Origin of the sequence: Marinobacter sediminum, assembly GCF_023657445.1 — a bacterium.
In the GTDB taxonomy this organism is placed as follows: Bacteria; Pseudomonadota; Gammaproteobacteria; order Pseudomonadales; family Oleiphilaceae; genus Marinobacter; species Marinobacter sediminum_A.
Genome location: NZ_JAGTWY010000001.1, coordinates 1,948,891 through 1,974,636 on the forward strand (window position 1 = coordinate 1,948,891; position 25,746 = coordinate 1,974,636).

General features: G+C 54.1%; 20 protein-coding genes. 13 read left to right on the plus strand and 7 right to left on the minus strand.

What is annotated here, in order from left to right; genetic code table 11:
• Positions 1-44 precede the first annotated feature (44 nt).
• From KFJ24_RS09260 to cysQ, 3 genes are all read right to left on the minus strand, one after another.
• Positions 45-1,475, minus strand: a complete 1,431-nt coding sequence (locus tag KFJ24_RS09260; RefSeq protein ID WP_250830786.1) for a capsule assembly Wzi family protein — start codon at positions 1,473-1,475, stop codon at positions 45-47.
• 228 nt (positions 1,476-1,703) lie between these two features.
• Entirely contained in the window at positions 1,704-2,183 is a 480-nt protein-coding gene (rfaH, locus tag KFJ24_RS09265) for a transcription/translation regulatory transformer protein RfaH (RefSeq protein ID WP_250830787.1), read from the minus strand.
• Positions 2,180-2,947, minus strand: a complete 768-nt coding sequence (cysQ, locus tag KFJ24_RS09270) for a 3'(2'),5'-bisphosphate nucleotidase CysQ (RefSeq protein ID WP_250830788.1) — start codon at positions 2,945-2,947, stop codon at positions 2,180-2,182. Before cysQ ends, rfaH begins: the two co-directional genes overlap by 4 nt.
• A 90-nt stretch (positions 2,948-3,037) precedes the next feature.
• Between cysQ and KFJ24_RS09275 the strand changes: the two genes are divergently transcribed.
• Positions 3,038-4,399 carry an MBL fold metallo-hydrolase gene (locus tag KFJ24_RS09275; RefSeq protein ID WP_250830789.1) on the plus strand — a complete coding sequence of 454 codons (1,362 nt, stop codon included), beginning with the start codon at positions 3,038-3,040 and terminating at the stop codon, positions 4,397-4,399.
• Between the two features lie 332 nt (positions 4,400-4,731).
• Here the strand turns inward: KFJ24_RS09275 and KFJ24_RS09280 are convergent, their stop codons facing one another.
• The gene (locus KFJ24_RS09280) at positions 4,732-6,645 is read right to left on the minus strand and encodes an O-antigen ligase family protein (RefSeq protein WP_250830790.1); all 1,914 of its coding nucleotides are present in this window, start codon (positions 6,643-6,645) and stop codon (positions 4,732-4,734) included.
• Positions 6,646-6,657: 12 nt separating this feature from the next.
• The gene (locus KFJ24_RS09285; RefSeq protein WP_284709174.1) at positions 6,658-7,116 is read right to left on the minus strand and encodes a pilin; all 459 of its coding nucleotides are present in this window, start codon (positions 7,114-7,116) and stop codon (positions 6,658-6,660) included.
• A gap of 420 nt (positions 7,117-7,536) precedes the next feature.
• Here KFJ24_RS09285 and pilB point away from each other — a divergent pair, with 420 nt between their 5' ends.
• From pilB to KFJ24_RS09350, 12 genes are all read left to right on the plus strand, one after another.
• Entirely contained in the window at positions 7,537-9,252 is a 1,716-nt protein-coding gene (gene pilB, locus KFJ24_RS09295) for a type IV-A pilus assembly ATPase PilB (protein WP_250830791.1), read from the plus strand.
• 2 nt (positions 9,253-9,254) lie between these two features.
• Positions 9,255-10,475 (plus strand): type II secretion system F family protein, encoded by a 1,221-nt coding sequence (locus tag KFJ24_RS09300; protein WP_250830792.1) that lies wholly within the window; start codon positions 9,255-9,257, stop codon positions 10,473-10,475.
• A 71-nt stretch (positions 10,476-10,546) separates the two neighbouring features.
• A complete protein-coding gene (locus tag KFJ24_RS09305) occupies positions 10,547-11,422 on the plus strand; it encodes a prepilin peptidase (protein WP_250830793.1) in 876 nt (291 codons plus the stop codon).
• A gap of 3 nt (positions 11,423-11,425) precedes the next feature.
• Positions 11,426-12,025, plus strand: a complete 600-nt coding sequence (gene coaE, locus KFJ24_RS09310) for a dephospho-CoA kinase (protein ID WP_250830794.1) — start codon at positions 11,426-11,428, stop codon at positions 12,023-12,025.
• 43 nt (positions 12,026-12,068) lie between these two features.
• Entirely contained in the window at positions 12,069-13,109 is a 1,041-nt protein-coding gene (locus tag KFJ24_RS09315) for a hypothetical protein (RefSeq protein ID WP_434968038.1), read from the plus strand.
• A 10-nt stretch (positions 13,110-13,119) separates the two neighbouring features.
• Complete coding sequence (gene tsaA, locus KFJ24_RS09320) at positions 13,120-13,863, plus strand: tRNA (N6-threonylcarbamoyladenosine(37)-N6)-methyltransferase TrmO (RefSeq protein ID WP_250830796.1); 744 nt, start codon at positions 13,120-13,122, stop codon at positions 13,861-13,863.
• Between the two features lie 69 nt (positions 13,864-13,932).
• The gene (locus KFJ24_RS09325) at positions 13,933-16,257 is read left to right on the plus strand and encodes a response regulator (RefSeq protein WP_250830797.1); all 2,325 of its coding nucleotides are present in this window, start codon (positions 13,933-13,935) and stop codon (positions 16,255-16,257) included.
• Positions 16,258-16,304: 47 nt separating this feature from the next.
• Positions 16,305-16,493 (plus strand): DNA gyrase inhibitor YacG, encoded by a 189-nt coding sequence (gene yacG, locus KFJ24_RS09330; protein ID WP_250830798.1) that lies wholly within the window; start codon positions 16,305-16,307, stop codon positions 16,491-16,493.
• A gap of 112 nt (positions 16,494-16,605) precedes the next feature.
• Complete coding sequence (locus tag KFJ24_RS09335) at positions 16,606-17,166, plus strand: YfaZ family outer membrane protein (protein ID WP_250830799.1); 561 nt, start codon at positions 16,606-16,608, stop codon at positions 17,164-17,166.
• A gap of 127 nt (positions 17,167-17,293) precedes the next feature.
• A complete protein-coding gene (locus tag KFJ24_RS09340; protein ID WP_250830800.1) occupies positions 17,294-19,468 on the plus strand; it encodes a hypothetical protein in 2,175 nt (724 codons plus the stop codon).
• Positions 19,469-19,560: 92 nt separating this feature from the next.
• On the plus strand, positions 19,561-20,481 hold the full coding sequence (locus tag KFJ24_RS09345; RefSeq protein WP_250830801.1) for a glucosaminidase domain-containing protein: 921 nt from the start codon (positions 19,561-19,563) through the stop codon (positions 20,479-20,481).
• 39 nt (positions 20,482-20,520) lie between these two features.
• On the plus strand, positions 20,521-21,414 hold the full coding sequence (locus KFJ24_RS09350; protein ID WP_250830802.1) for an acyltransferase: 894 nt from the start codon (positions 20,521-20,523) through the stop codon (positions 21,412-21,414).
• Here the strand turns inward: KFJ24_RS09350 and KFJ24_RS09355 are convergent.
• Positions 21,411-24,101: a LuxR C-terminal-related transcriptional regulator gene (locus tag KFJ24_RS09355; protein ID WP_250830803.1), complete on the minus strand. Its 2,691-nt coding sequence runs from the start codon at positions 24,099-24,101 to the stop codon at positions 21,411-21,413. The two genes, KFJ24_RS09350 and KFJ24_RS09355, sit on opposite strands and share 4 nt — an antisense overlap.
• A 269-nt stretch (positions 24,102-24,370) precedes the next feature.
• Entirely contained in the window at positions 24,371-25,732 is a 1,362-nt protein-coding gene (locus KFJ24_RS09360) for a DUF1329 domain-containing protein (protein WP_250830804.1), read from the minus strand.
• Between the last annotated feature and the right edge of the window lie 14 nt (positions 25,733-25,746).

A 25,746-nucleotide genomic window follows, 5' to 3' on the forward strand; every position in this document is an offset into this window, starting at 1 on the left:
TCGAACATGCACCTGTACTGAACCGAAACGGCCACCAAGGTGCATCAGAATTCGTACTGCCAACGGCCACCAACCGACCACCTTTCAAGCCGGCGATTGACAATCTGTATCTCTGTATCCGCGATTTGCGCCTGGAGTTTGAGGTGCCCGCCGAAAACGTCGCCACCATACCCCACTGATAAAAAGCCTACCACCTGACTTTCTGTTGGAACAAAATACTGAACGTCCGGATCTGTAACCGTTACACGGCTGCTGCCATCAACGTTCAGATCTGCGTATGTCAGTGTCACACTTATCTGGTCACCACCGCCCATGAAGTGGTAGCCACCCAGACTAACGCCCTCTGCATCGCCGTCAACACTGGCACCCATTGACCGGCCATAATAGCGGAAACCACTCTTATAAATCCCGTGTTCGTAAGTCACGTTCGGGATGGCATCACTAACGAAGTCGTCTGCAATTGTATTCACATACTCCAGAAACCACTGTTGCTCGCCGCGACCGATACCGCTTGTCCAATCGAGGCCAAACAGCCATGACTTCCTGGCCGGGAACGCGCCTGCCTCATCCTCCCCCATCATTTGAGCGTATACGCCCATCGTCCGCTCACCCGTGACGAATCCGTATCGAGCGTCGACGCTGGCGAGCTGATTTCCCGGCTCGGAGACTTCGCCCTTCTCCCGATTATCGTTACCAATCAGCGCATCCCAGACCGTCGAGGCGCTCACCGAACGGCCCTCGCCTCCAAGCATCAGGATGCGTGACAGGCCAATATCGAAACTATTAAATGGCCGGGTTTCCAGACGCATCCCCACAGTCACCGGGCTGGATACGAATCTTTCTTCTTCCATTTCCCCGACAAACATTGTAAATCGCCAAGGGCCAATCCACTTGAGCCAGTCAACGTCGGGAGCAATGGCCTGATTGCGGTTTAGCCAAACCTGAGGCAACGGCCGTGCGTTATTGGAGAGGATCAAACTGTTTTGCCAACCAGGCCCCCACCAGCGATCAATGGCGCCGATACCAAACATCCAGTTGCCAAGGGTGCCTGCCAGGTAGGAGTCATCAAAGCGAAGCTGTTCGTTGTCGTCGGGATTCGCCGCGACTGATGCCTTTATTCGGGCAGACCACCGGGACTGATCCCATTCCACGCCCGCTTTCAGTTCAGCAGGATCCTGAACCTTGTCCTCGAAACCGCCGATCAACGAAGGTTCGGATGTTCCACCAACTTCAATAATCCCTCGAACCTCATTATTGGATGGGGGAACCTGTCCCTGCTCGATATCCGCCTTCATGAACGGCCAGGTAGATGTGGCTGCTTTCAGGTCACCACTGTCCGCCTTCTGCTGAAGCTTAAAGCGGGCATGGGCATCTCCCGGTTCAACCCAGGGCGAGGCCGAAACCTGCGAGGCAGAAAAAACGGAAAACAGGCACGCTACCGCCCCACCGACCAGGGCCCAGTGTTTTGAGGTCATAGGATTATTTTCTTTGAAGACGGGAAAATATAAGGCGGGGAAAACAAACTCCCGACTGCGTCCCTTTCAGTTCATGGATATTGTGTTTCTGAGGGGCGGGAATTTTACGGGTTCTTATATGTGACGCAAGCAACAACATGCCGGGCACACGCAGTTTCAAGGAGTTAGAGGAGAAAAGTTTTGTAAAAGATTCGAAGATGCAAGTAAATCGGTCACATTTACAGCAACTTATCGTTTTATCGCAGAAACAGGGACCTTCACTTCCTGCCGCTGCTGCATGAAGTTGATAAGAACGATGGCTCTCACTTCACCGTCGTAGGACTGGAAGATGGCATTGATGCCTTCAAAAGGTCCTTCACTCAACTGCACGGACTGGCCGGGCCTGATTCCTCCCTGCTCTGCCACGGATTCCAGGCCTTGTTTAATATGTTCGATAACGTCCGCACCAATGGCTGCCGGCTTACCACCGAACCCAACCACCCGGAGCACGCCTCGGGTTGACCGCAGTTTCGCCCACATAGAGTCAGTCTGTTCAAGATTGACGAACAGATACCCCGGGAAAAGTGGCTCCAACACCTGAGTTCGCTTACCGCCCTTGATTTTCTCTACGAGAACCTTGGGGAAAAAACAGGAAACTTCCTGATTTTGCAGGTGCGTCAGGGCGCGATCACCCTGCGCCGGTTTGTACTGAAGTGCATACCAGGTCATGCGTACCACTCACCTGCCGCGACGAAGTGAGGGTTAAGGATATCTTCCTTACCATATTTAAGCGGTTTGCCTTCGAGAGTTTCGACTTTACCGCCAGCTGCCGCCAGCACAGCATGGGCTGCTGCGGTATCCCACTCGCTTGTAGGGCCAAGCCGCGGGTAGATATCCGCGTGCCCTTCGGCAATGCGGCAGAACTTGAGCGAACTGCCGGCTTGCACCAGTTCGTGTTCACCAAGCTTATCGATGAAAGTTCTGGTCTCTTCGTTGAGGTGGTTTTTGCTGGCCACCACGCGCTTTACGGCTTTCGGTTCCGCTACCCGGATACGGTGAACTTTGCCTGTGCGATCGCGCATGTGAGCACCCTCACCCACTACGCCCCAATACGCCTCTTTCAGAGCAGGTGCTATCACCACACCCATTACCGGATCGCCATCTTCGATCATAGCAATGTTGACGGTGAACTCACCGGTGCGCTGGGTAAAATCCTTGGTGCCATCCACAGGGTCCACCAGCCAGAAACGACGCCAGTGTTTACGCTCTTCCCACGGAATATCCTTACCCTCTTCGGAGAGGATGGGGATGTCCTGGCTGATGCTCCGCAGGCCGTGCGTGATAATGTCATGGGCGGCGGTGTCTGCAGCAGTGATTGGCGAATCGTCTGCCTTGTAGCTCACTTTGAAGTCTGACTGGTAGATGTGAAGAACCTTTTCACTGGCCTCATCAGCCACTTTGATGACATCCGGAAGGATGGAGCTGTAATGCATCTGATTCGCTTCCTGCTTCAGGTCAATTTGTTATGAACTATGATACGTCATAGTAACATCTCCGAAACAAAGAATCTGAAGGACGCTTTTATGAAACTTCGCTTCCTCGGCGGCACCGGCACAGTCACTGGCTCCCGTTATCTACTCTCGGATGACAAACACCGAATGCTGGTGGACTGCGGCATGTACCAGGGTGTGAAAACCCTGCGCCGGCGGAACTGGGCAAAATTTCCCGTAGACCCTCATACCATAAACGCGGTGGTTCTGACGCACGGCCATATCGACCACTCCGGGTACCTGCCCGCACTTGTCAAAAACGGCTTCAAAGGCAAGATTTACTGTACCAAGGCAACGCATGAACTGTGTAAAGTTCTGCTGCCCGATGCTGGCTTTCTGCAGGAGGAAGATGCGAAATACGCATACCGGAAAAAATTCTCAAAGCATGACAAACCGGAGCCGCTGTTCACCGAGAAAGACGCCTGGGAGGCGCTCAAGCATTTCGAGTCTTTGCATTACCACGAGATTTTTGAGCCGGTTAAGGGCATGGAAGTGACCTTCACGCCGGCCGGCCACATTTTGGGCTCTTCCTGCGTGCATGTTCACCACAAGGATACCGACCGGACCGTGGTATTCAGCGGTGACGTGGGGCGGCAAAACGACATCATTATGCGGCCGCCAGAGCCTCTCCAGAAAGCCGATGTACTGGTGTGTGAGTCCACCTATGGTGACCGGGCGCACGGCGACTCTGACCCCGAAACAGAGCTGGCCGAGATCATTACCCGCACCGCTGGACGTGGCGGCATCGTGCTGATTCCATCCTTTGCGGTTGGCCGCGCCCAGATGCTTCTTTATGTCGTTCACAAGCTCATTAAAGAAGGACGCATCCCGAAACTCCCGGTCTTCCTGAACAGCCCGATGGCCATCAAAGCCACGGAGATTTTCTGCAAGCACCACAAGGAGCACAAGCTCAGCGCGGCACAATGCGAGCTTATTGATAACAGCACCAAGTTTGTTCGCAAGGTGGAAGAGTCTATTGAGCTGGATGCCGTTCGCTACCCCTGCGTCATCATTTCAGCCAGCGGAATGGCCAGTGGCGGGCGGGTGCTGCATCACTTGAAAACGCTATTGCCCAACGAACGCAACAGCATTGTGTTTGCGGGGTTCCAGGCACCAGGTACCAGGGGCGATGCACTGGTTAATGGCGTCGAGTCAGTGAAGATTCATGGGGAATACTGGCCGGTAAGAGCCGATGTATTCAGCCTGGATTCTCTGTCTGCTCACGGGGATTACAACGAGATCCTCGCCTGGCTCGAGCAAGGATCACTCAAACCCGAGAAGGTGTACGTCACTCACGGGGAGATGGTCGCCAGTGACGTGATGCGCAAGCGGATTAGTGAGAAGTTTGGCTGGGATGCTGAGGTGCCGGAGTTGTTTGAGGAGGTAGAGATTTAGCCACTCATTTAAAGGCTGCATCCCGGTGGGACGTAATCCGTCTTCTAGCTCGATGTAACAGCTGCGCTGTTAATCATGCAATTCCATGAACCCGTCGCGGCTCGCTCAAAACGGATACCCAGATCTGACAATTCTGGATGCGCCTTGCCACCCATGGTCACCTGAACGTGGCCGGATCCGCGAGGATTGGCGACTCCGATATTCATTGCGATATTACCGGTGGTCCAGTTCGAAGGGGAGTAGCCGAGCCCTGAATTGGAAACCGGCCCGCGATCCAGCAACTTCCCTAAATCCGCTCAACTTGAAAGCCGCGTTCAGTGACTAAAAACCAGTTAGAACTGCAGGCGGCGGGACCATACCGGCGATGTCACTGACCCCTGCTGACTTTTGAATTCATCAAGATAAATTTCAAGGGCTCTTGCGTTCTCAGACTCACCGGAAAGGCGGTAAGCACCAATAAGGCTTTCAATCAACAATGTCGGGCCTTGCCCTTTATTCTCCCGGAAAACAAAACGATCAATTCCCTCATTGAGTATTTTAATTGCCTCAGCATACTGCCCTGTCGACATGAAGGCTTCAGAAAGGGTTATTCGCCCTCGGATACAATTCGGCACACTACCCAGAATCTCTTGAAGAATATCTATCGCCGCAGGTTTATCATATGACCAGGTAAGCCGTGCTCGGTCGGTTTGCTGCGAGCAATTATCCCTTTGCAGCCAGGAGTTTTGATCAATTCGATCCACAATCTGCTGTGTCAGATCCTTTCCAAAAGGAGTGTCTGCCAGCTTCAGAGCTGTATTCACTTCGGCCCCAACGATTTGGTTTCGAATCTCAACGTTCAACGGCGAAAAGTATTTTAAAGCAAGCAAGTCATAGTAGTGTTCAGATTGTACGTTAAAATCACTCCCGGCTTGTGCTTGTAAGTCGTTGATCGTTTTTCGGCTCAATACATCAGCATTAAATGACATGAAAACCACTAGAAAAACGATAAATAAGAAGGTACGCACCCCAAAAACCGCTACCCGGCGTTTGTCCGAGAAACCAGAAAATGATTGTAATTGAGTCAAAATTGAACTGGCCATAACACAGCCCAAAAACGCATTGATGAGCGGATGGTACATAACAAAATTTACAAGGCTGTGGGCACCGACCAGACTCACTAGAGCTACGACAAGACAGGAAGTTGCTGCCACGCTCGGATCTTCCGATCGGACATAGGCCCGGACACAAAGAATAAACAGCACGACCGGGGTTATAAACCAGCCCAAGAAACCAACGATACCAAGCTCTGCAAGCAACTGAAGATAATCGTTATGGGCAAAATAGCCAGCTGATGATGTTTCCGAAAATGCACGAAACTCTGGATAACGCAACGCGAAGGTTCCTAATCCCGTTCCCCAAATTGGGTGTTCCAGAAACATAAGCCATGCGCTGTGCCACATATCAAATCGATCTGACATCGAGTCGGGCCGATCACTTAATGACAACCCACTAACGCCAGCTCCATCTGGAAGCAGCAACGAGCCTACAAAGAACGATAGAACGAGAATAAAACCGGAAGCTACAAACGCGCCAAGCCACTGAATTTTTTTGCAGTGACATAAAGACAGATAAATGCACACTGCACCTGCCAGCGCTAATGCAGCACCCCGAGAGAGACTTAGAAACAAAGCCAACCCCAGCACAAATTGAATAAGATAAAGTATCTTTCTAGGAAACTGCTGGATCAAAAAGAGCGTTGACAGGATGCCAAGAGCACAAAAGTCTGCTGCAAGATTTGGATCATCAAGTAAACCGGCAGGCCTCCGTACGTCTTGATATGCCAGAAAAATCATTGACAGAGAGTTGATGACAATTACCGCAACGAACCCAGAAATCAAATCCAAGAGATGGATTTTACGGTAAGCCAATACCATCAAGACGGTGAGAGGCAGGAAGATAAAGCCGGCACTCATCCAGATAGAGAGCCATGGCCAGTAGCTGTAACTCAGAGATGACAAGAGAAGAAACAAAGGCCCAACTGCGAGCACGCAAACGAGCTTGGGGTACTTCTTAAAAAACGCCAGCCAAGTTTCCGGAGCAACAGCAAGAGAGATAATGAATACGGCAAGCACTAATGCGGGAAAAATTTGATCTTTGGGAAGGGTATTAAATTGAAGAAGGCAAAAAAAGACGAGGCCAAAAAAAACGGAGAAGAAAGAGAGGGGATATCCCTCTCTCTCTTTCAGTTCTGACTTAGCAATCAAAACCAATTTCTCTTAGTTAGGTGATCCATTCTCACAGCTTGCAGGAATGTAACCAGTCGCTTCTTCAAGATCAGTTACGCAAGTCCAGTTGCCTTGATCATCGCGACTAATCTCAATCTTCTTGGTGCTGATGATTGCACTTGCATCCTGTCCAAAGGTAGCAACAATGTAGCCCGCGCCAGCTTCACCAGAGTCAAACGACACTGCAGGAACGCTGCCATTCATAAGGTTAGACGACGTCAAACCGATCTCGTCTGAGGAAGTAGGGAATTGGCCGCGGGAAAGACTCTCTTCTACCGCGGTCTTACCTGCAGAAATCTCACCCAGGACGCGAGTGACCTGAGAGCGAGCGACGTAATCCTGATATTGCGGGATGGCAATTGCAGCAAGGATACCGATGATCGCAACAACGATCATCAATTCGATCAGGGTGAAGCCTTTCTGAGCGTGATTAATTTGCATGTTCTTCATTATCGACCTCTATATTTGTCGTTGATCAACTCTATATGGCCCCGGGCCCGGTGGAGTCGCACCCCATGACCGGTATTTCGAGCCTGCCATTGCCTATGCATTGGATGTGCCAACGTCGAAAAAACATGTTTTTTTACTATAAACTGTTTTATTATCAAATAGATAGAATCTTCCTAAAACGCGCCATATGACACCCTGACCCCATATATACTGCCCGCTGACGTCACTGAGTGACCAAATTTGTCACCAATGAAAACCATGACACTGCGCCGCTTAAATAATATGAGTAATGAAATTAACCTCCGCGCCAGCAAGACTTCTGCTGCGCGTGTCTTTCCAAACGCCTGTCAGCCATCTAAACTCAGTGCCATTGACAAAATATCATTTTCAGTAACTTAGGCTGCGCTTCTTTACTAATTTATGTCTACAAATAAAAGCAATATCACGCTCACAGGCCTTGCGAGGCGCTTTGTGGATGACGGACTCCTTGATGAGGCAACTGCTAAAGATGCTTTTTTGCAGGCGTCTCAGAACCGGATTCCTCTAATCACCTACCTCACGCAAAACAAGCTGGCAGACAGCTCCAGGCTGGCGTTTTCAGCAGCCATGGAGTTTGGAGTTTCCGTTCTGGATCTTTCTGCGTTTCTGCCAGAGATGATGCCGGAGCAGTCTGTGGACGAAAAGCTCGTCCGGAAACACAATGCACTTCCGCTCTATAAGAGGGGCAACCGCCTGTTTATTGCGGTTTCTGACCCGACCAACATTCAGGCTCTTGATGAAATCAAGTTCAACACTGGCCTGAGCACCGATGCAGTGCTGGTGGATGACGCCAAGCTAAGAGAAGCCATCGACAAGTATCTGGAATCCCAGGATACCACCATGGGGGACCTTGATGATGCCGACCTCGAGGGCGTTGAAACAGAAGGCGGCGAACAGGAAGATGACGGTGCAGTCTCTGCGAGCGAGGTAGATGACGCTCCAATCGTAAAATATGTGAACAAAATGCTGCTCGACGCCATCCGCGGAGGTGCCTCGGATGTTCACTTTGAGCCGTACGAAAAAATTTATCGCGTTCGCTATCGAACAGACGGGATACTGAAAGAGGTTTCCCGCCCCTCTATCAAACTGGCCCCCAAGATTTCGGCCCGGGTAAAGATCATGGCCCAACTGGACATCTCCGAACGGCGAGTCCCGCAGGACGGTCGCATAAAGATGAAGCTGTCCAAAACCAAGGCTATTGATTTCCGGGTTAATACCCTGCCAACACTTTGGGGCGAAAAGATCGTTCTTCGGATCCTGGATCCGAGTCAGGCCAAGCTGGGTATCGATGTTCTTGGTTACGAAGAAGACCAGAAGAAACTGTATATGGATGCCCTGGAGCAGCCGCAGGGCATGATTCTTGTGACCGGCCCCACCGGCTCTGGTAAGACCGTCTCCCTATATACCGGTTTGAATATTCTCAACACCCCGGGCATTAACATATCAACGGCAGAAGACCCGGCAGAAATCAACCTCGAAGGTATCAACCAGGTTAACGTGAATACACGCGTGGGCCTTGGCTTCGCCGAAGCGCTTCGCGCCTTCCTGCGCCAGGACCCGGACGTCATCATGGTAGGTGAGATCCGGGATCTTGAAACTGCGAACATTGCCATCAAGGCCGCGCAAACAGGCCACCTGGTGCTTTCTACCCTGCACACCAACAGCGCGGCGGAAACCCTGACGCGAATGATGAACATGGGTGTACCCTCCTTCAACATTGCAACCTCGGTGAGTTTGATCATCGCCCAGCGACTTGGCCGGAGATTATGCAGTGCGTGCAAGCAACCCGCAGAAATCCCGAAAGACGTGCTTTTGGAGGAAGGGTTCACACAGGAACAAATTGATACAGGGTTCACGTTGTTCCGCCCTAAGGGCTGTGATAAATGCAATGGAGGATATAAAGGCCGCGTCGGTATATACGAGGTGGTCAAGATTACCGACGAGCTGGCGAATATGATTATGGAAGAGGCCAGTTCCATTAAAATTGCAAAACAGGCTCAGGCAGAAGGCTTCCGAAATTTGCGCCAATCAGCGCTATTGAAAGTGATTGAGGGCGTAACGAGTCTCGAGGAAGCCAACCGAGTGACAAAGGATTAAGCATGGCAGAGAAAGCGCAAAAGCTGGAATCGTACGTTTGGGAAGGAAAAGACCGGAAAGGCAATAAGTCCAAGGGTGAGCTTACCGGTTCAAACCTGGCCTTGGTGAAGTCACAGCTTCGCAAGCAGGGCATTATTCCGGACAAGGTCAAGAAGAAGCCAAAGCCATTGTTCGGGGGCAGCAGAAAGATTACCCCCTTCGATATAGCAATGCTGACTCGCCAGCTGGCCACTATGATGAAAGCGGGTGTTCCGCTGGTTCAGAGCTTTGACATTGTTGCTGACGGCCTTGAGAACAAGGGTCTTCAGGAACTGGTAATGAGTATCCGTAATGATATCTCGTCAGGCACGAGCTTTGCCGGCGCCCTTCGGAAGCATCCGAAGCATTTTGATGACCTTTACTGCAACCTGGTGGATTCGGGTGAAAAGGCTGGTGCATTGGAACAGATGCTTGATCGCATTGCGACTTACCTTGAGAAGACCGAATTGCTTAAGAAGAAAGTCAAGAAGGCAATGACCTACCCAATTGCCGTTGTCGTCGTAGCGATCGTTGTAACAGCTATTCTTCTGGTAAAAGTGGTGCCGCAGTTTGAAAGTCTATTCCAGGGCTTCGGCGCAGAGTTACCCGTATTCACACAAATGGTTGTAAATCTGTCTGAATGGCTACAAAGCTGGTGGTTCGTTGTTCTTCTTGGGATTGTGGGAACGATTTTCCTTTTCAAGGAAGCCGTAAGAAGATCTCAAAAGTTCTCGGATCTGGTAGATAAATACGTTCTCAAACTGCCTATAGTCGGCGAAATCCTTGATAAATCCGCTGTCGCCAAGTTTGGCCGTGTTCTATCAACAACATTCGCAGCGGGCGTACCTTTGGTAGACGCCCTTGACTCCGTAGCAGGCGCCACAGGCAATGCCGTCTACCGCGATGCTATTAACCGCATCAAGAACGACGTGTCCAGCGGTACCCAGCTCCAGGCATCTATGCGGCAGCAGGAAGTCTTCCCTGTGATGGCTGTTCAGCTGACTGCCATCGGCGAAGAGTCCGGTAACCTGGACGAGATGCTTGCCAAGGTTGCCGAGCACTATGAAGCCGTGGTCGACGACATGGTCGATAACCTTACCGCCCTCATGGAGCCAATGATCATGGCCGTGCTGGGCGTACTGGTTGGCGGCTTGATCATTGCAATGTACCTGCCGATCTTCCAGATGGGTCAGGTCGTCGGCTGATAATTGGAAACTGGGGCAGAAGAAAAGGTTCTCCTGCCCCCGCCTTTACTTCCCTGCTTTCCGGATAGTTGATGCTTACTCTTGACACCTTTTTGGCCACACCGTGGCTGCTGTACCTGTCTGTCACTCTTGTTTCCCTCTGCATCGGTAGCTTTCTCAACGTCGTTATCCTTCGTCTGCCAAAAATGATGCATCAGGACTGGCGCTGCCAGTGCGAAGAGTTTCTGGAGCTTCCTGAACAGCAACGCAAGCAGGAAAAACACATTACGCTCTCCAAACCGGCCTCGACCTGCCCCTCCTGTGGCCATAGCATTCGGGCCTGGGAAAACATTCCTGTGGTGAGCTACCTGATCCTTGGCGGCAAGTGCTCTTCGTGTAAAACACGAATCTCACCCCGATATCCGATCATCGAGGCCGTAACCGCTCTCTTTTCCGTCATTACGGTTATACTGCTGGGCCCAAGCGAAGCGGCACTCTGGGCGCTGCTGCTGGTTTGGTCTCTGGTTGCCTTGACGGTTATTGATTTCGACACCCAGTTGTTGCCGGACAACGTCACCCTGCCACTTATGTGGCTTGGTCTTGTGCTGAACTATTTCGGAGTGCTGACCAACTTCACCAGTGCCTTCTGGGGCGCGGTGGCCGGGTACCTGTCCCTGTGGTCGGTGTACTGGCTGTTCAAGCTGGTCACTGGCAAGGAAGGCATGGGCCATGGCGATTTCAAGTTGCTTGCAGCGCTTGGTGCCTGGCTGGGCTGGCAGTTGTTGCCGGCGGTTATTCTGCTGTCTTCGGTTGTTGGCGCCGTGGTTGGCATCAGTCTCATGATCTTCAAGAAACACGGTCGGGAAGTTCCGATCCCGTTCGGCCCTTATCTGGCTGCCGCGGGTCTGCTGTGTCTCTGGTTTGGTCCTGAAATTCAGCGTTTCTGGTTCGGTTTTCTGGGTGTTTGAATCATGGCGATAGTTGGTCTGACAGGTGGTATAGGCTCAGGCAAATCTACGGTTGTTCGCCTGTTTGGCGACCTCGGCGTCCATTGGGTTGACGCGGACGATGTTGCCCGAGAGGTTGTTGAACCGGGCACTCCCGCCCTGAGAACCATTGCAGACCATTTCGGGCAGGCGATCCTGACGACCGGGGGCGCTCTTGATCGCGCCCGCCTGCGCCAGATTGTTTTCGAGGATCCGCAGGAGCGTGCATGGCTTGAGGCCTTGTTGCACCCGATTATCCGGGACGAACTGATCCGTCAGCTGAACCCGGAGCAAAACCGCCTTCCCTATGTGTTGCTGGTGTCGCCTCTGTTGCTGGAAACCGATCAGCATCAACTGGTTGACCGCATTGTTGTGATTGACGTGCCCGTTGATACCCAGATTGAACGCACCATGGCGCGCGACACCAACTCCCGGGACCAGGTAGAGCGCATCATTGCCGCCCAGATGCCGCGGGAACAACGCCTCGCCAAAGCGGACGATGTTATTGATAACAACCGCCCGCCCGAAGAAGTGGAGCGCAACGTCCGTGAGCTGCACGAAAGATTTGTGGTGGATTTTGGCTAACCGCTATTTTCATTCCCTGTTTGCTGGTCTGGCAGCCACCATTATCTGTCTCACAGTTACACATGCCCAAGGTGCTGAGCCGGTCTTCGAAGTTCAGGAACGGTCTGTGGCCGATGTATTGGCCCCTGGACAACTCCCTCCCTCTTTCTACACCTTCGAACCGGACGACTACTGGGCAGAACCTCGAGACTCCTACTGGATGAATTTCAGCAACTGGGTACTGCGGCAGGAGCGAACCCAGGGGCCAAGAGTTCAGTGGCTTGGGCAATGGGCGGATCGCACGCTCTCCGGCAGTGCGCACGGCTTACCGAATAACGACAGTTACCTGCGCATCGGGTTTGCCACGGAATCGGAACATGGCGATCCTGCCCAGTTCGAGCCGGAAGCCCGGTTTCGTCTGGACATCCCCACCACCAAGCGGAAACTCCGTCTGGTTATTGAAAGCGAAAGTGAGGAGCTGATTCCGCTGGCAGAGCGGCAGCGTGATCGACAGCTGACCGAACCGGACCGAACCGAAACCCAGGCCACGGGGGCACTGCGTTACCTGACCCGGATCGGCGATGCCATCAATTTCTCGAATGATATCGGTGTCCGGCTTCGGATTCCGGCAGATGCGTTCTGGCGGGTAACGGCTCAGAAACAGTGGCGTCCCGATGGCAACTGGACACTGACCGCCCAGCAACGGTTCTATTACTATCACAACGATGGCTGGGGTGAGCGCACCTGGTTCGGGGCTGGCCGCCCGGTGGGTAACGGATGGTACTTCCGGTCATCCACTGAACTGGAATGGGTTCATAATGATCGTCAATTCGTGACTGCCCAGATCTTCAGCCTCCGCAAACACCTCAATAACCGGTCCACGGTTACACCCCGTCTAGGTGTTCTGGGCGAGAGCCAGCCGGTGTGGCGCACAACCTCGGTGTTCGCCGATCTTACCTGGCGTTACCGGCTTCACAGTGACTGGGTATACGCGGAACTCATTCCGGCACTCACCTTCCCACGGGAGGAGAACTTCAGCGATCAGGCCTCTGTGGTTTTCCGGATCGAATTATACTTCTCCGGCAGCATTCAGCGATCCAACTGACTACTCAACTATGCCCAGACATCCATCACGCCCCGCAGCCGATGCGCTCACCTTAACGCCCATTGCCTATACGCGTTCCTGCTTCAGGGACAAGTTTGGTGTGCCGCGCCAACCCGGCCTTACGCGCTATGCCCGGGCCGATCTGATTATTGAGCCTCCGTTTAATCGTGAGGACGCTTTCCGGGGCCTGGAGACCGCCAGTCACCTGTGGCTGACCTTTCAGTTCCATGAGGCAGTACGCGCCGAGTGGCGACCTGTGGTTCGCCCGCCCCGGCTCGGGGGAAACACGAAAATTGGTGTCTTTGCCAGTCGCTCACCCTTTCGCCCAAACAGCCTGGGGCTGTCCGTCGTTCGCAACGAGGGTCTGGTGCACAAAGACGGCACACTGGTGCTGCAAATCAGCGATCATGATCTGATTGATGGTACGCCGATCCTGGACATCAAACCCTACCTGCCGTTTGCCGACTCGGTACCGCAGGCCACACTCGGCTGGGCAGATTCACCACCGACAGACCGGCTGTCTGTGGTATTTCTCCCCGAAGCGGAAGATCAACTCGGAAATCTGTCACCTGCGGACTATCCAGACCTTCGGTTATTGATCGAGGATGTGGTCAGCTTTGATCCGCGCCCCTCCTTCAGGCGAGGCCGCGAGGAAGATCGCATCTATGGCGCCCATCTTTACGACCTCAACGTACGCTTCCGATTCGTGAATGAGCATTCACAGAAACGTGTCGAAGTCCTAACTGTCTGTTAAACTTCATTGGAGATTTTGTAGTCGACACAGGGAAGTTGTGCCTTGCCTTCAAACCGGTTTTTAAAGCGAATGGGAATACGGCCACTGGCTGCCAGAATACTGGCGTATGTTCTACTATTCAGTCTTGTGCTATCCCTGGTCGTCACCGGTGTTCAGATGATCGGTGAGTTCGAGCGTCGGAAAAATGATCTTGAGAGTACCCAGTCAAAAGCTGCCGAACTCATCTCAGGGAGCATGAGTAACAACATCCGGCTGATGAACCTGAGCGAGGTGGAGAACAGCCTTGAGGACATGAAGGTCGTCCCCGCCATTCAATACGCGCGGGTCATCACATCGACGGGAGATGAGTTCACAACGGGCCACTACCCTGAAGGCCGGGTCATATCCCAAACCTTTCCTCTGGTTTTTGACCGTTCCGGTGCCAGCAATTCGGAGAAGGTGGGCACGCTTACCCTGACTTCCTCCGTCGACCAGGTTTATGACGAACTGAAAAACCGCGCCCTGCTGAACCTCCTTTTCCAGTCTATCATGGTTATGCTCGGTACCCTTGGACTACTGATCATCGTGCGTCTGACCCTTTGCCGGCACCTGGAAACCATGGCGGATTACGCCGCCCGGCTGAATCTTGATGCCCTCGTGGATCCTCTAAAGCTCAAACGCAAAACACCGAGGACTCCGGATGAGTTAAGCGAACTGGAGCAGGCCCTGAACAAAATGCGGCTGCAGATTCTCGAGGACACTCAGTCTCTCCGCAAGACGACCATTCAGTCCCAGGACGAACGCGATGAAGCGGTTCGCGCCAACCACGCCAAGAACCAGTTTCTCGCGAACGTGAGTCATGAGCTTCGCACTCCCCTGCAGTCGGTTTTGGGCTACGCGAATCTTTTAACCGATACACCACTGGATCAGGATCAGCGAGAGTATGTTCACACGCTCCTCAGCGCCTCGGAGGGCCTCTCGGCGATCATCAATGACCTACTGGACATTTCCAGCATGGAAGCCGGCAAGCTGGTGCTCGACAACATTCCGTTTGATCTTCGCGAAACCCTGAACGACCTCGTTCATATGCTCGGTACACGTGCCCGGGAAAAGGGGCTGGCACTGGAACTCCGCATTGATGAAAACCTGCCCTGGGCAATCAATGGTGACCCGGTCCGCATTCGCCAGATCCTCCTGAATCTCACCTCAAATGCGATCAAGTTTACCGATTCCGGCCATGTACTGATCAGCATTGAGATGCTGGGGCGCCGCGATGACAAAGCGCGACTTCGTCTCGCGGTAGAAGATACCGGCGTCGGCATTAACCCGGAAGATATTCCGCTCGTTTACGAACCCTACGTTCAACTCGGTCAACACTTCCAGCGCCAGCTTCCAGGTGCGGGCCTCGGGCTGACCATTTGCCGACAACTGGTCAGCCTGATGGAAGGCTCTCTGGAACTGGAAAGTCGCCCCGGCGACGGTTCTACCTTCTGGATCGAGCTGACGCTGCCGATCGCTCCCGAAAGTTCGACCCACATACGCCCCGATACCAGAATGGTCAAAAACAAACGCATTCTGGTGGTGGATTCCTACGAACTGTCGCGCAAGATCACGCTGGAAATGCTATCCCGGCACGAAGTCCACATCGAAGCGGTCAGGTCCGCGGGCGAAGCTCTGACGACTCTCCGCCAGGCATTCGATAGCCAGCAACCTTTTGACGCAATCATCCTGGACGGTTTTGTACCAGACATGGACAGTGATCTTCTCTGTCGCCAGATCCGCGACAATCCGTCATGGTCCGGGATGCGGCTGCTCATTCTGTCTTCCAATCCGCAACGCGGCGATGCCGAGCACTTTCGACAGGCCGGCGCCGATGCATTTCTGAGCAAATCCCTTCGGGAATCCTGTCTGACACTGATCCTCAACCATTTGTTTGCGGACGCCGCCAAAAACGAACGGCACTTTCTCACCCGTTTCTCTCTGCAGGCTGTCAGCGATACCTCGCAGCGCCGTGAATTACCCTGCGGCCGCATGAAGGTTCTGCTGGTTGAAGACAATCCGGTTAACCGAACGCTCACCCGGCGCCTTCTCGAAAAGCTGGGCTGTGATGTAATGACTGCGAATGACGGCGAAGCGGCTGCCAGTCTGTGGCAGTGGCATCCGTATGATCTTATCTTCATGGATTGCGTGATGCCCCGCGTAGACGGGTTCGAAGCAACTCGCAGGCTCAGGGAGTGGGAAAAAGCCCACAATCGTGAACCGGTACCGGTTGTGGCGCTGACCGCCAGTGCCATGGAGGAGGACGAGGAAAAATGCCGTCATGCAGGGATGGATTCGTTCGTTGCCAAGCCTGTCAATATTGAAATGCTGCGTGCAGTACTGGAACAATACTGTAAAGCGTCCGCCCCCTCCTGAGCAGGTGGCGGGCATCCGGTACAGCATCATCACTCTGAAAGGCAGCCATGAACGTCGAATGCCCAACCTGCAAAAAATCCGTTGAATGGACAGAAGCCAACTCTTACCGTCCGTTCTGCTCCGAACGATGCAAACTGATTGACCTTGGCGCATGGGCCAATGAAGAGTACCGTGTGCCAGCTGAAAATGCGTCACCGGAAGATCTTGACCAGGGCGGCGAAACCACGCAGCACTGAACCACTACCTGATGCCAGGTTAACGGCGACTTACGGCCTTTTAAGTTGAGTCCTCTCAGGCCGATCGTTACCCTAGCTCCAGTTGAATTAATTACTTACAAAAGGTGCACGAATGAAAGCGTCCCGTATTTCTTTGATGATTTTCTCTCTGGCTGCCGCTCCGGCGTTCGCTGGTGATGTGGATCTTAGCCTGACCAATGATTCCGTAAAGGGTCAGGTCAACTTCTTTGGCACCAACAACGATATTCAGCTCGGCACTGGTTATACCTACCGTGAGGGTGGCCTGGATATCCTTAATGCCGATTTTCATGCCCAGGGCCGCACCGCCATCGGCAACCTGCCCACCACCGCCGGCATTGGCATGCGTGGCATCGCCTGGGATGCGGACCAGGTTGATGGCGGCGCCATCGCGCTGGGGGGATTTGCGACGGTAAACATCCCGAATGTTCCCGGCCTTTCCTTCACGGGCGGCCTGCACTACGCGCCCAGCATCCTGTCGTTCGGCGATTCGGATGACCTGACCAGCCTTGAGCTGCGTGGCAGCTACCGGGTTATCCGGAACGCGGAATTGTTTGCTGGCTACCGTTACCTGAACACGGATCTGGATCGTCCATTCCGAGGCGATGTGGATCTTGATGAGGGCATTATGGCAGGCATGAAGATCTTCTTCTGATGGCCTGACCTGCCCTCCTTCCAGGTGCCTGCAGCAAGCAGGCACCTGTTTCGTGCCTTCCCTCACGCTTTCCCTCAACGCCCGCTGATAGACTGACCGCCTGAACCCTCAGCACGGACGGCCAGGCATGCGACTAATCTTTGGTTTGCTTCTTTCCTCAACGATTTTACTGACCGCAGGATGCGGCAGTGGGGACGATGCAATCAGCGGCGCACGTAACGATCCCAACGATTTTGCGGCCGCAAAAAACCCGGTGGACGATTTCAGCTCTGGCAGCACCGGGGATTCCAGCAATGCCGGGGGCCTCAAAGCCAATGAGGTCCGGATCACCATGGAAGTACCCGCAGACGCAGCTCCAGATGCGGAATTGACGCGACGCAACCTCAAGATCGTCCAGCCTGACCGCCTGGACGTCTATTCCACCAACACTGCCCTGCAGAACCTCGGTTCAGTTCCAATATCCACTCGTACGGACAGCAACGGATTCATCATTATCACATTTGAGCAGGGGCAACCCCTGGGACCGGATGTGATCATCGATGCGAGCTATGGCAACATCCGAATGCGCGCGCTGGCAGCAGACGCTGACCGGGACGTGAAGATCAATCCGTTCTCCGAATACCTGGTGCGTAATACGATTGCCAGCTACACCTCCGGTGAGTTACAGGCCATCCTCGATTGTGTGGAGGATGCCAACGGCGAGCTGTGCCTCAACAAATATGTCTGGTCGACGCTTTCTGACCAGGTCCACGACTTTGAAATCGATATTCCGTCTGGCGCTAACCTGAATGACGCCATGGCACTGCTTTCCAACCGCGGTGATTTTGCCCGGTATGTCGCGGCGATGGCGGACTACGCTTTGCTCAATGAGACCTCGTCCGGCAAGATCAGCGCCAGCTCGGCGGATTACAATTCGGTGTTTCTTGGCTTAGAGCTCGGCCAGACTTTCCTTGAAAGCTCCCTGCAAGGCTCTGGCCAGTGGGGTATCCGTACCGCTCAGGAAGAGATGCTGACAGACAACAATGGCACCAGCTACGTCTACCCGGCGCTGACGCTGACCAGTTTCGACACCTTCAACATCCGCGTTACGTCCCTGGCCAACGATATTCCCTATGATCGGGAGGCGCTGATCCATCAGGCCGGGAACCAGTTCTATCTGCGAGGTTCGGAACGGTGGGAACTGAACACCCACTCATCGTCTCCCGGTGCCGCCACACTGCTTGAGGATACTCGCTTGTTGGCGGGCCGCGCGCTTTACCAGAGCATTACCGGTCGCGGTAGCTCCAGGATCATCGGCTGGACGCGAAACCCCTATTACCTGGACGCCTACACAACGACGCCGGCATCTGACACCACTGGGCCGGACCGGGTCATCAGCGGTTATTTCAGTGCCGGTAAGGCTATTGAGCTGGAAGCTTCTGGCGAGGAACTGAAGCGCAAAGGAACACTGGAAGATCATTACTTGTCGGTCATTGAAATTGATCTTCTGAGAACGACCGGCTTTACCCTGGATACGCTGGATACTCGCAGCTACAACATGCTGTACCTGTCGAGCCGGTTCAGTGATGACACAGCCTCTCCTGTTGTCATCGAATCCGGTATTGGCGACTGGCAGATCAGCGGTAGTACCATCAGTCAGTCCCAGAGTTATACGACAGTCAGCCGAGGCATGTCTGGCACTGTGACACGCAATGACACAGGCACCCGAAATGAGTCCTGGACGGTAAGCCGCCGAACCTCGAGACTGAGCACGGGAGACGTCGAGACCGGTCGATTGAACCTTGATATCAGTACCGCGTCCGATTCCTTTGAACAGCCGGATCTCGGCATTGGAGCGAGTACCCCCGATGGTAGCCTGATGGCCTTCAACCTGGATGACAGCCCGCTGGGAGACGGGATGCTAATCGCCGCCGAGCAAACACCCAGCGCTACTCCGACAAGCGGGCAATACCGGTTGCAGGGGCTGGCAATCGGGCTGACGCCGGACACCAACCACCTGCAGCATTTTGATAACGCAGTGCTGACGATAGATTCAGCCAGCGTGGCAACATTGAGCACCCGAACCCTGGACATAATTCATTCGGTGAGTGCGGAAACTGTTTCAACACCGCAGCTCGTGGAAGGCGCTGAAATTAGCCTCGCGTACATCGATGCTGGCAATGGCCGAGTCTCATTCACCAACGGCTCTCTCAATTTTGACGGCTTTTTCACGGCCGACAAAGAGCAACTCTACCTGCAGTTACGGGATTCCCAGGGCGACGAAGAGCAGGTCGGCTTGTTGTTGGCGACCCGGGTTCCCTGAACAAGCACCCCTCGGTCAAGGTAAGCCGTTGGCAAGACTGGCCCGTATAACCTGTTATAATCCAAGTCATATCCATTCTGACGAGAGGTTCTATGTCTTCAGGTAAACGTGCGCTGTTGTTGATTGTTCCATTGATCGCATTCGCGGTCGGCGGCGGATTTTACGTTCCTCCGGGCAGCATGACTGGAGGGGCTGGCGGCGAGCCGGCGCTCTCGTCCCTACCGTCATTACCAAACTGGGCTGACGATGACCTTCCTGATTTTTCCCAGTTTCGGGACACCACTGAGAAAAAGGCGGCGTTTTTCTCATTCCTTTATCCTCGTATCGTACTGGCAAACTCCCGCATCCTGATTGAACGGGACTATCTCGACAGTCTGGCAAACCAGTCCAGCCTGGCCGAGAAGGAAAAAAAGTGGCTTACCGCCCAGGCCAACCGTCTGAGGATTGACGAGAAAATCGGAAGCCCGGAGTTCTTCGACCTGCTTCACAAACGCCTGGATATCATCCCTCCTTCTCTGATTCTGGCGCAGTCAGCAAACGAGTCCGCCTGGGGCACATCCAGATTTGCCACCAGAGGCAACAATCTGTTTGGCCAGTGGTGCTTCTCAAAAGGCTGTGGCCTTGTTCCTCGCAGCCGTGTGGAAGGGGCAGATCACGAGGTTGCAAAGTTCTCATCGCCCTATCGCTCAGTGAGGGCGTATATACAGAACCTGAACAGCCATCCTACCTATCAGTCCCTGCGTGATATTCGTTTGAAAGACCGGCGGGCAGGCGATCCGCTATCGGGACTGGATCTGGCCAGAGGGCTGCTCGGCTACTCAGAGCGCGGTCAAGACTACATAGAAGAAATAAGGGCGATGATCCATTACAACAACCTGGAATTTTACGATGACGATTTCAGGAGTGTCATCAAGGATTTAAGCCCCTCCCTGCTTGAGCAGCTGGCGTCCGCGGATCGAGAAGCCACGCTTTTGCCAGGCCAAAGCTCCTCCACGCCCCCTGCCGAAGGCTGACCCCAACACAGAAGCCAGGACTTTCCGGAACTATCCACCATGTTGCACTTTCTACCCGCGCCGCTGAAAGGAACTCTGGCGGCAGCGCTTATTCTTCTGAACACGCTGATCCTGTTTCCCGTCCTGCTGGTGTTCGCCATCATCAAACTGATCCTGCCGGTGTCTTTTGTTCGCAAGGGCTGCACCGTCATTCTGAACCGGATTGCGTGGATCTGGATCGGCTTTAACAATTTGCTGATGGACGGTCTGCACAGGGTTGAGTGGGATGTTCGTGGTGTGGAGGACCTGGATCGGAAACACTGGTATTTCGTCACCTGCAACCACCAGAGCTGGGCTGACATTCCCGCAATTCAGTATGTCCTGAACAATCGAATTCCGTTGCTGAAGTTTTTCCTGAAAAAGGAACTGATCTGGGTTCCGCTAATGGGTATCGCCTGGTGGGCTCTGGACTTCCCGTTCATGCACAGGCACACGAAGGAACAGATCGCCCGGCGCCATGAACTGAAGGGAAAGGACATAGCGGCTACCCAGGCTGCCTGCGAGAAATTCCGGTACACGCCCGTTACCATTTTCAATTTCATGGAGGGTACCCGCTATACGCCCGCGAAACATAAATCCCAGGCTTCGCCCTATAAGCACTTGCTAAAGCCTCGTGCCGGGGGAACCGCGTTCGTGTTAGGGGCAATGGGGGAAATGATTCATACCATGCTGGATGTAACCATTGTTTATCCGGGTGGCCGGGGAGGGTTCTGGAACTACCTGTGTGGACGGATCGGCCGCATTATCGTTGATGTCCGAGTGCGGGAAATTCCGTCACGATTCTTAGGGATGGATTACGAAAATAATCGCGAAATCCGGTCCGATTTCCAGCGTTGGATCACCGAAATCTGGGCCGAAAAGGATGCCCGGATCGAAGAACTCAAACAGACTTAGAGCAACCCTAGCTCCCGTGCCCGGACGATTGCCTGGGTACGCGACCTCACTTCCAGCTTGGCATTGATGCGGCGTGCATGGGTTTTTACGGTATGCAGTGAGATGTGCAGCTTGTCGGCAATTTCCTGATTTGAAAGCCCCTTTGCGATCAGTTCCAACACGCCGTGCTCACGGTCGCTGATCGGCTCCGCCAGAGAACCAATCCCCTCAGCCACTGGCTCTACCTCGTAAAGACGGCCGAGGGCCTCTCTGAATGCACTCTCGGGGAGCTGATAGAACCCCTTCTCAACCAGACTCTGCAGCTCGTTCCTGAGCTCTGCAAAGGGGCTGATAAAATGCTCCCGGGATGCCTCGGCCACAACCGACGCCAGAATTTTCTGAGCCACCGTTGCGCCTTTCTCTTCCTGAATCAGTAGGGCTTCTAACAGGCGCATGTGCAGTTCTACACCCCAGGGTATGGCCTCATCATAACGTTGACGGCTCTCCTGCAGCGTTTCGCGAGCCCGAATGTATTCACCCCGGGCCAGATCAACCCGAACCTGCATGCAATCGAGCAGCCCGGGCATCATCGGAAAGAGCTCTGGCACACAGCCGGCCCGGCGATAGGGCTCCAGCTTCATCACCGCCTGAGCGGCACTGTCTACCTGATTTTGCGCCAGCCAGCAGCTGGCCTTGAGGGCCTCAAGAACCGGCACAAACAGTGATTCATCCACTTGCCAGGCATGCATGGTTCGTTCGGCTCGCCCGATCCAGACAAACGCTTCCTCAATTCGACCGGATACACGACACATCAACACACGAACGGTCATTGCCAGCAACAGACCAAGATCCCGGGTCTGCTCTGCGTGGCGCCCACAACGCACCAGTAACCGGTCAGCCTCGGCATGTCGCCCCTGGTGCCAGAGCACCAGAACCAGGTTCAACTGCAGGCGAGTCTCCCCAATCCGGGCCGGCCTTGCCAACTCCTGCATGGCCGTGTCCAGCCCGGTGCGAAGAAGCTGTTCCGCATGCTTCAAAGCACCCTTACCAAGCTCAATCCGAGCGTGGGCATAAACCGCCAGAGCTTCCGAGCCGGAATCTCCCGCTTCCCGGGCAAGCCGAGCCGCCGCACGATTCGCTTCCCGGGCTCCATTAAAGCGGCCCGCCGCACACAGGGCACTCGAGCGCACCATCTGGGTAACCAGCTGTCCCTGGGTAGAAAGCTCTCCTCCTGACAAAGCCTTGTCGGCCATAACCAGCGCGTCCCCGACACTGCCCTCGCCCCTGAGGATAAACGCCTTCAGAGCCTGTATCCTGGCGGCATGTTCGCGCTGATCCGGCTCAGTAAGGCCATCAATCAAAGCCTTGGCCTGCCGGAACTGACCTCCGATTGCGTGCACCCAGCTATACACGATTCGCAATCGTGCGCTCCGCTCCAAGACCCGCGATGGCAGACTCTTACGCAAACGAAGCAGAGACGCGGTGTCCTGACCCAGGAGCAATGCCTCCGAGCCCTCCGAAGCAATACGAATGACTTCTTCTGCATCACCGGCCAACAGAGCGCACTTCAACGCCTCCGGGAATTGATCACGTGCTCCGAACCACCAGCTCGCCCGCAACATACGCTCGTTATAACCGGCCATCACCGGAGCCTTCAGCCACTCCTGAAGCAAGGGATTAAACCGGTACCAACGCCCCCTTCCCGGTATGACTTTGAGAGGCAGGCCCAGGTCCAGCGCTTGTGAAGGGGCAAAGCCGGCGTCCGGAATCAAAGGCTCCAGATCTGCAAACAGTTCGTCTGAGAATAACTCCAGCTCAGCCATGGCACGCAGTGATTGCCTCTGAGCCGGTGTCAGCCCCCCCAGCACGGAATCTTTCAGAAAACGCTCAACACTTGCCGTTTCCTGCACCGGCTTCCGCTCGCTGTCGCGTATTAGTTCACGACGATAGAGAGCCAGCGGCGTGGCCCAGCCTTCCGTAATGCCATAGAGGTTATCAACTGCAACGCTGGTTAACTGCCTACTCTCAAGTGCCTGCCGGAAATAGCCAAACATCTCCGACCGGCTGAACTCGAGCTTATCGCTTCCAAGGCGATTGAACCGATTTTCCAACTCCAGTCCGTGCGTTTCAAACGGGAGAACCTTTCGGGAAATCAACACCACAGACATCTTGTCAGGGACTTCAGTCACCAGTTGTTGCAGGAGCGCTACAACAGCAGGGTTACTCAGGTTTTGCAGGTTGTCCAGAATGAGAACCCGACATACCGGGTTACGCTGGCGGCCCAGCGCAACCAGCATCATCGCCAGGGCATCGGAAAAGGTTGCCCCCCCCTGGAGACTGTTCTCGGAAGCTTCAGGCAGATCTAAAGCAATGCCAATCAAAGTCAGAAACCGGGAAGGCGAATTGTCTCGAGCGTTAAGAGATACCCAGCGGAGGGTTTCCGGGGCGAAGCCGGCGGAGTGCAGACCTGCATTCACAGCGTGGGATTTTCCGTAACCGCCGGGGGCTTCGACAAATAACGCCCCCCGGGGAAGCAACCCTTCGGCAATACGCTGGTTCAGCTGAGGTCGTTCCAGGGAATCAGAGGGGATAACGGGAACCTGGACCCTTTGCCTGAGCAGGTCCCTGACCAACTCACCTCGTTGAAGACCACTGTTCGCTGACTGGAACTCATCATTGGCTGCACAGCCATCATTGAATGGTTTCACGCACTGCCCCGTTTGAAACCGGCAGGAGTTTACCCTTTCGCCGGAAAATGGTTCTCTGCACTGACGTTTGATTAGCGACCTTCTTCGGGTACGCCTTTAGTATGATCTAGAGGTTAAACCAAATTAGGGGCGGGCTGCAAAATTTTGACGTGAAAGGATTTTATGCGGTGGCGATTGTTTAACAGTGCTCCAGTGTTAGCCTGAAATTTTCGGCCAGATACAAAAACGGCGGGCCCAGAGCCCGCCGTTTTCAGATTGCTAACTCCCCCTCAACGGGTACCCGAACGGCGAAGCGCAGCCGGCGTGTAATCCCGGGACCGACGCTCAACACCAAATTGATACGGATCGTTTTCTTCGTTGGTCAGACCCAGTGCCAGATAACGGCCGGACAGCAGATCATACAGCGTTTCGATCGCGTACCAGGGTACAACCTGATCGTAGAACTGCATCGAGTGGGCTTCAGCCACACGCCAGAGCTCACCACGGCCGTCATAATGGTCAATAACGGACGCCTGCCACGTGTCTTCATCAATGTAGAAATCACGCTGAGCATAGATGTGGCGCTCACCTTCTTTCAGTGTGGCGCGCACGTGCCATACACGGTGCAGTTCATAGCGGGTCAGATCCTGATTGATATGACCGGCCTTAACGATCTGGTCATAATCCAGGCTCCGATCCACCAGCTTGTAGGAATTGTATGGAATGTACATTTCCTTCTTGCCTACGAGCTCCCAGTTGTAACGATCCGGCGCACCGTTGAACATGTCGAAGTTGTCGGACGTACGCATACCGTCAGACGCGGTACCCGGACCATCATAGGCAACCTGAGGCGCACGGCGAACGCGACGCTGACCGGCGTTGTATACCCATGCACGACGAGGCTCGGCAACCTGGTCAATGGTTTCGTGAACAAGCAGTACGTTACCTGCAAGACGAGCCGGCCCAGTGATTGCCTGCTTGAAGTAGAACAGAACGTTGGGATCTTCCCCTGGCTTGTAGTCCTCAAGGTACGTCCTCCAGGTCAGCTCGTCCTGGAATTTAACCACGGAGAAAGAACCGTCAGCCGTGGGAGTAACCTGTCCAACGTTTCGCTGAACCGAGCCACCGCGATAACGGGTAATGTGATTCCAGATTGCCTCAAGGCCATTCTGGGGAACCGGGAACGGTGTAGCCGTTTGGTAATTGCCAAGCCCGTTACCATCTTTGATCAATTCGACCGATGTGGCGTTCGCTACGGTCTCATCCATCACATCTTTCGGATAAGCAGCGCTACGGTGACTCTCGTAGACCGGCATGAAGTAATCATCATACTTCTTGATCATCGCAACCTGGCCCCGGGACAGCTTGTCCTCGTACTGCCCAACGTTGCTCTGATCGATGGTGAACTTCGGCTTTTCATCCGGGAACGGATTCACGTATATACCGTCCCCCTTGTAGTCGGCAGGAGGTGTCGTCAGACCACCAGTCCACGCTGGAATTTCACCGCCATTTCCGGCCTTCTCAGCACCCATCGGGGTCAGCGAGTCTCCCAGCTTGGAGGCTTCCGCTGCAGAAACCGCACCATAGGCCTGGCCCGCAAAGAGACTTGCAGCCAGTACGCCTGTGGACAGTAGTTTCTTGTTCAGTTTCATTTAAAGTTCCTCGT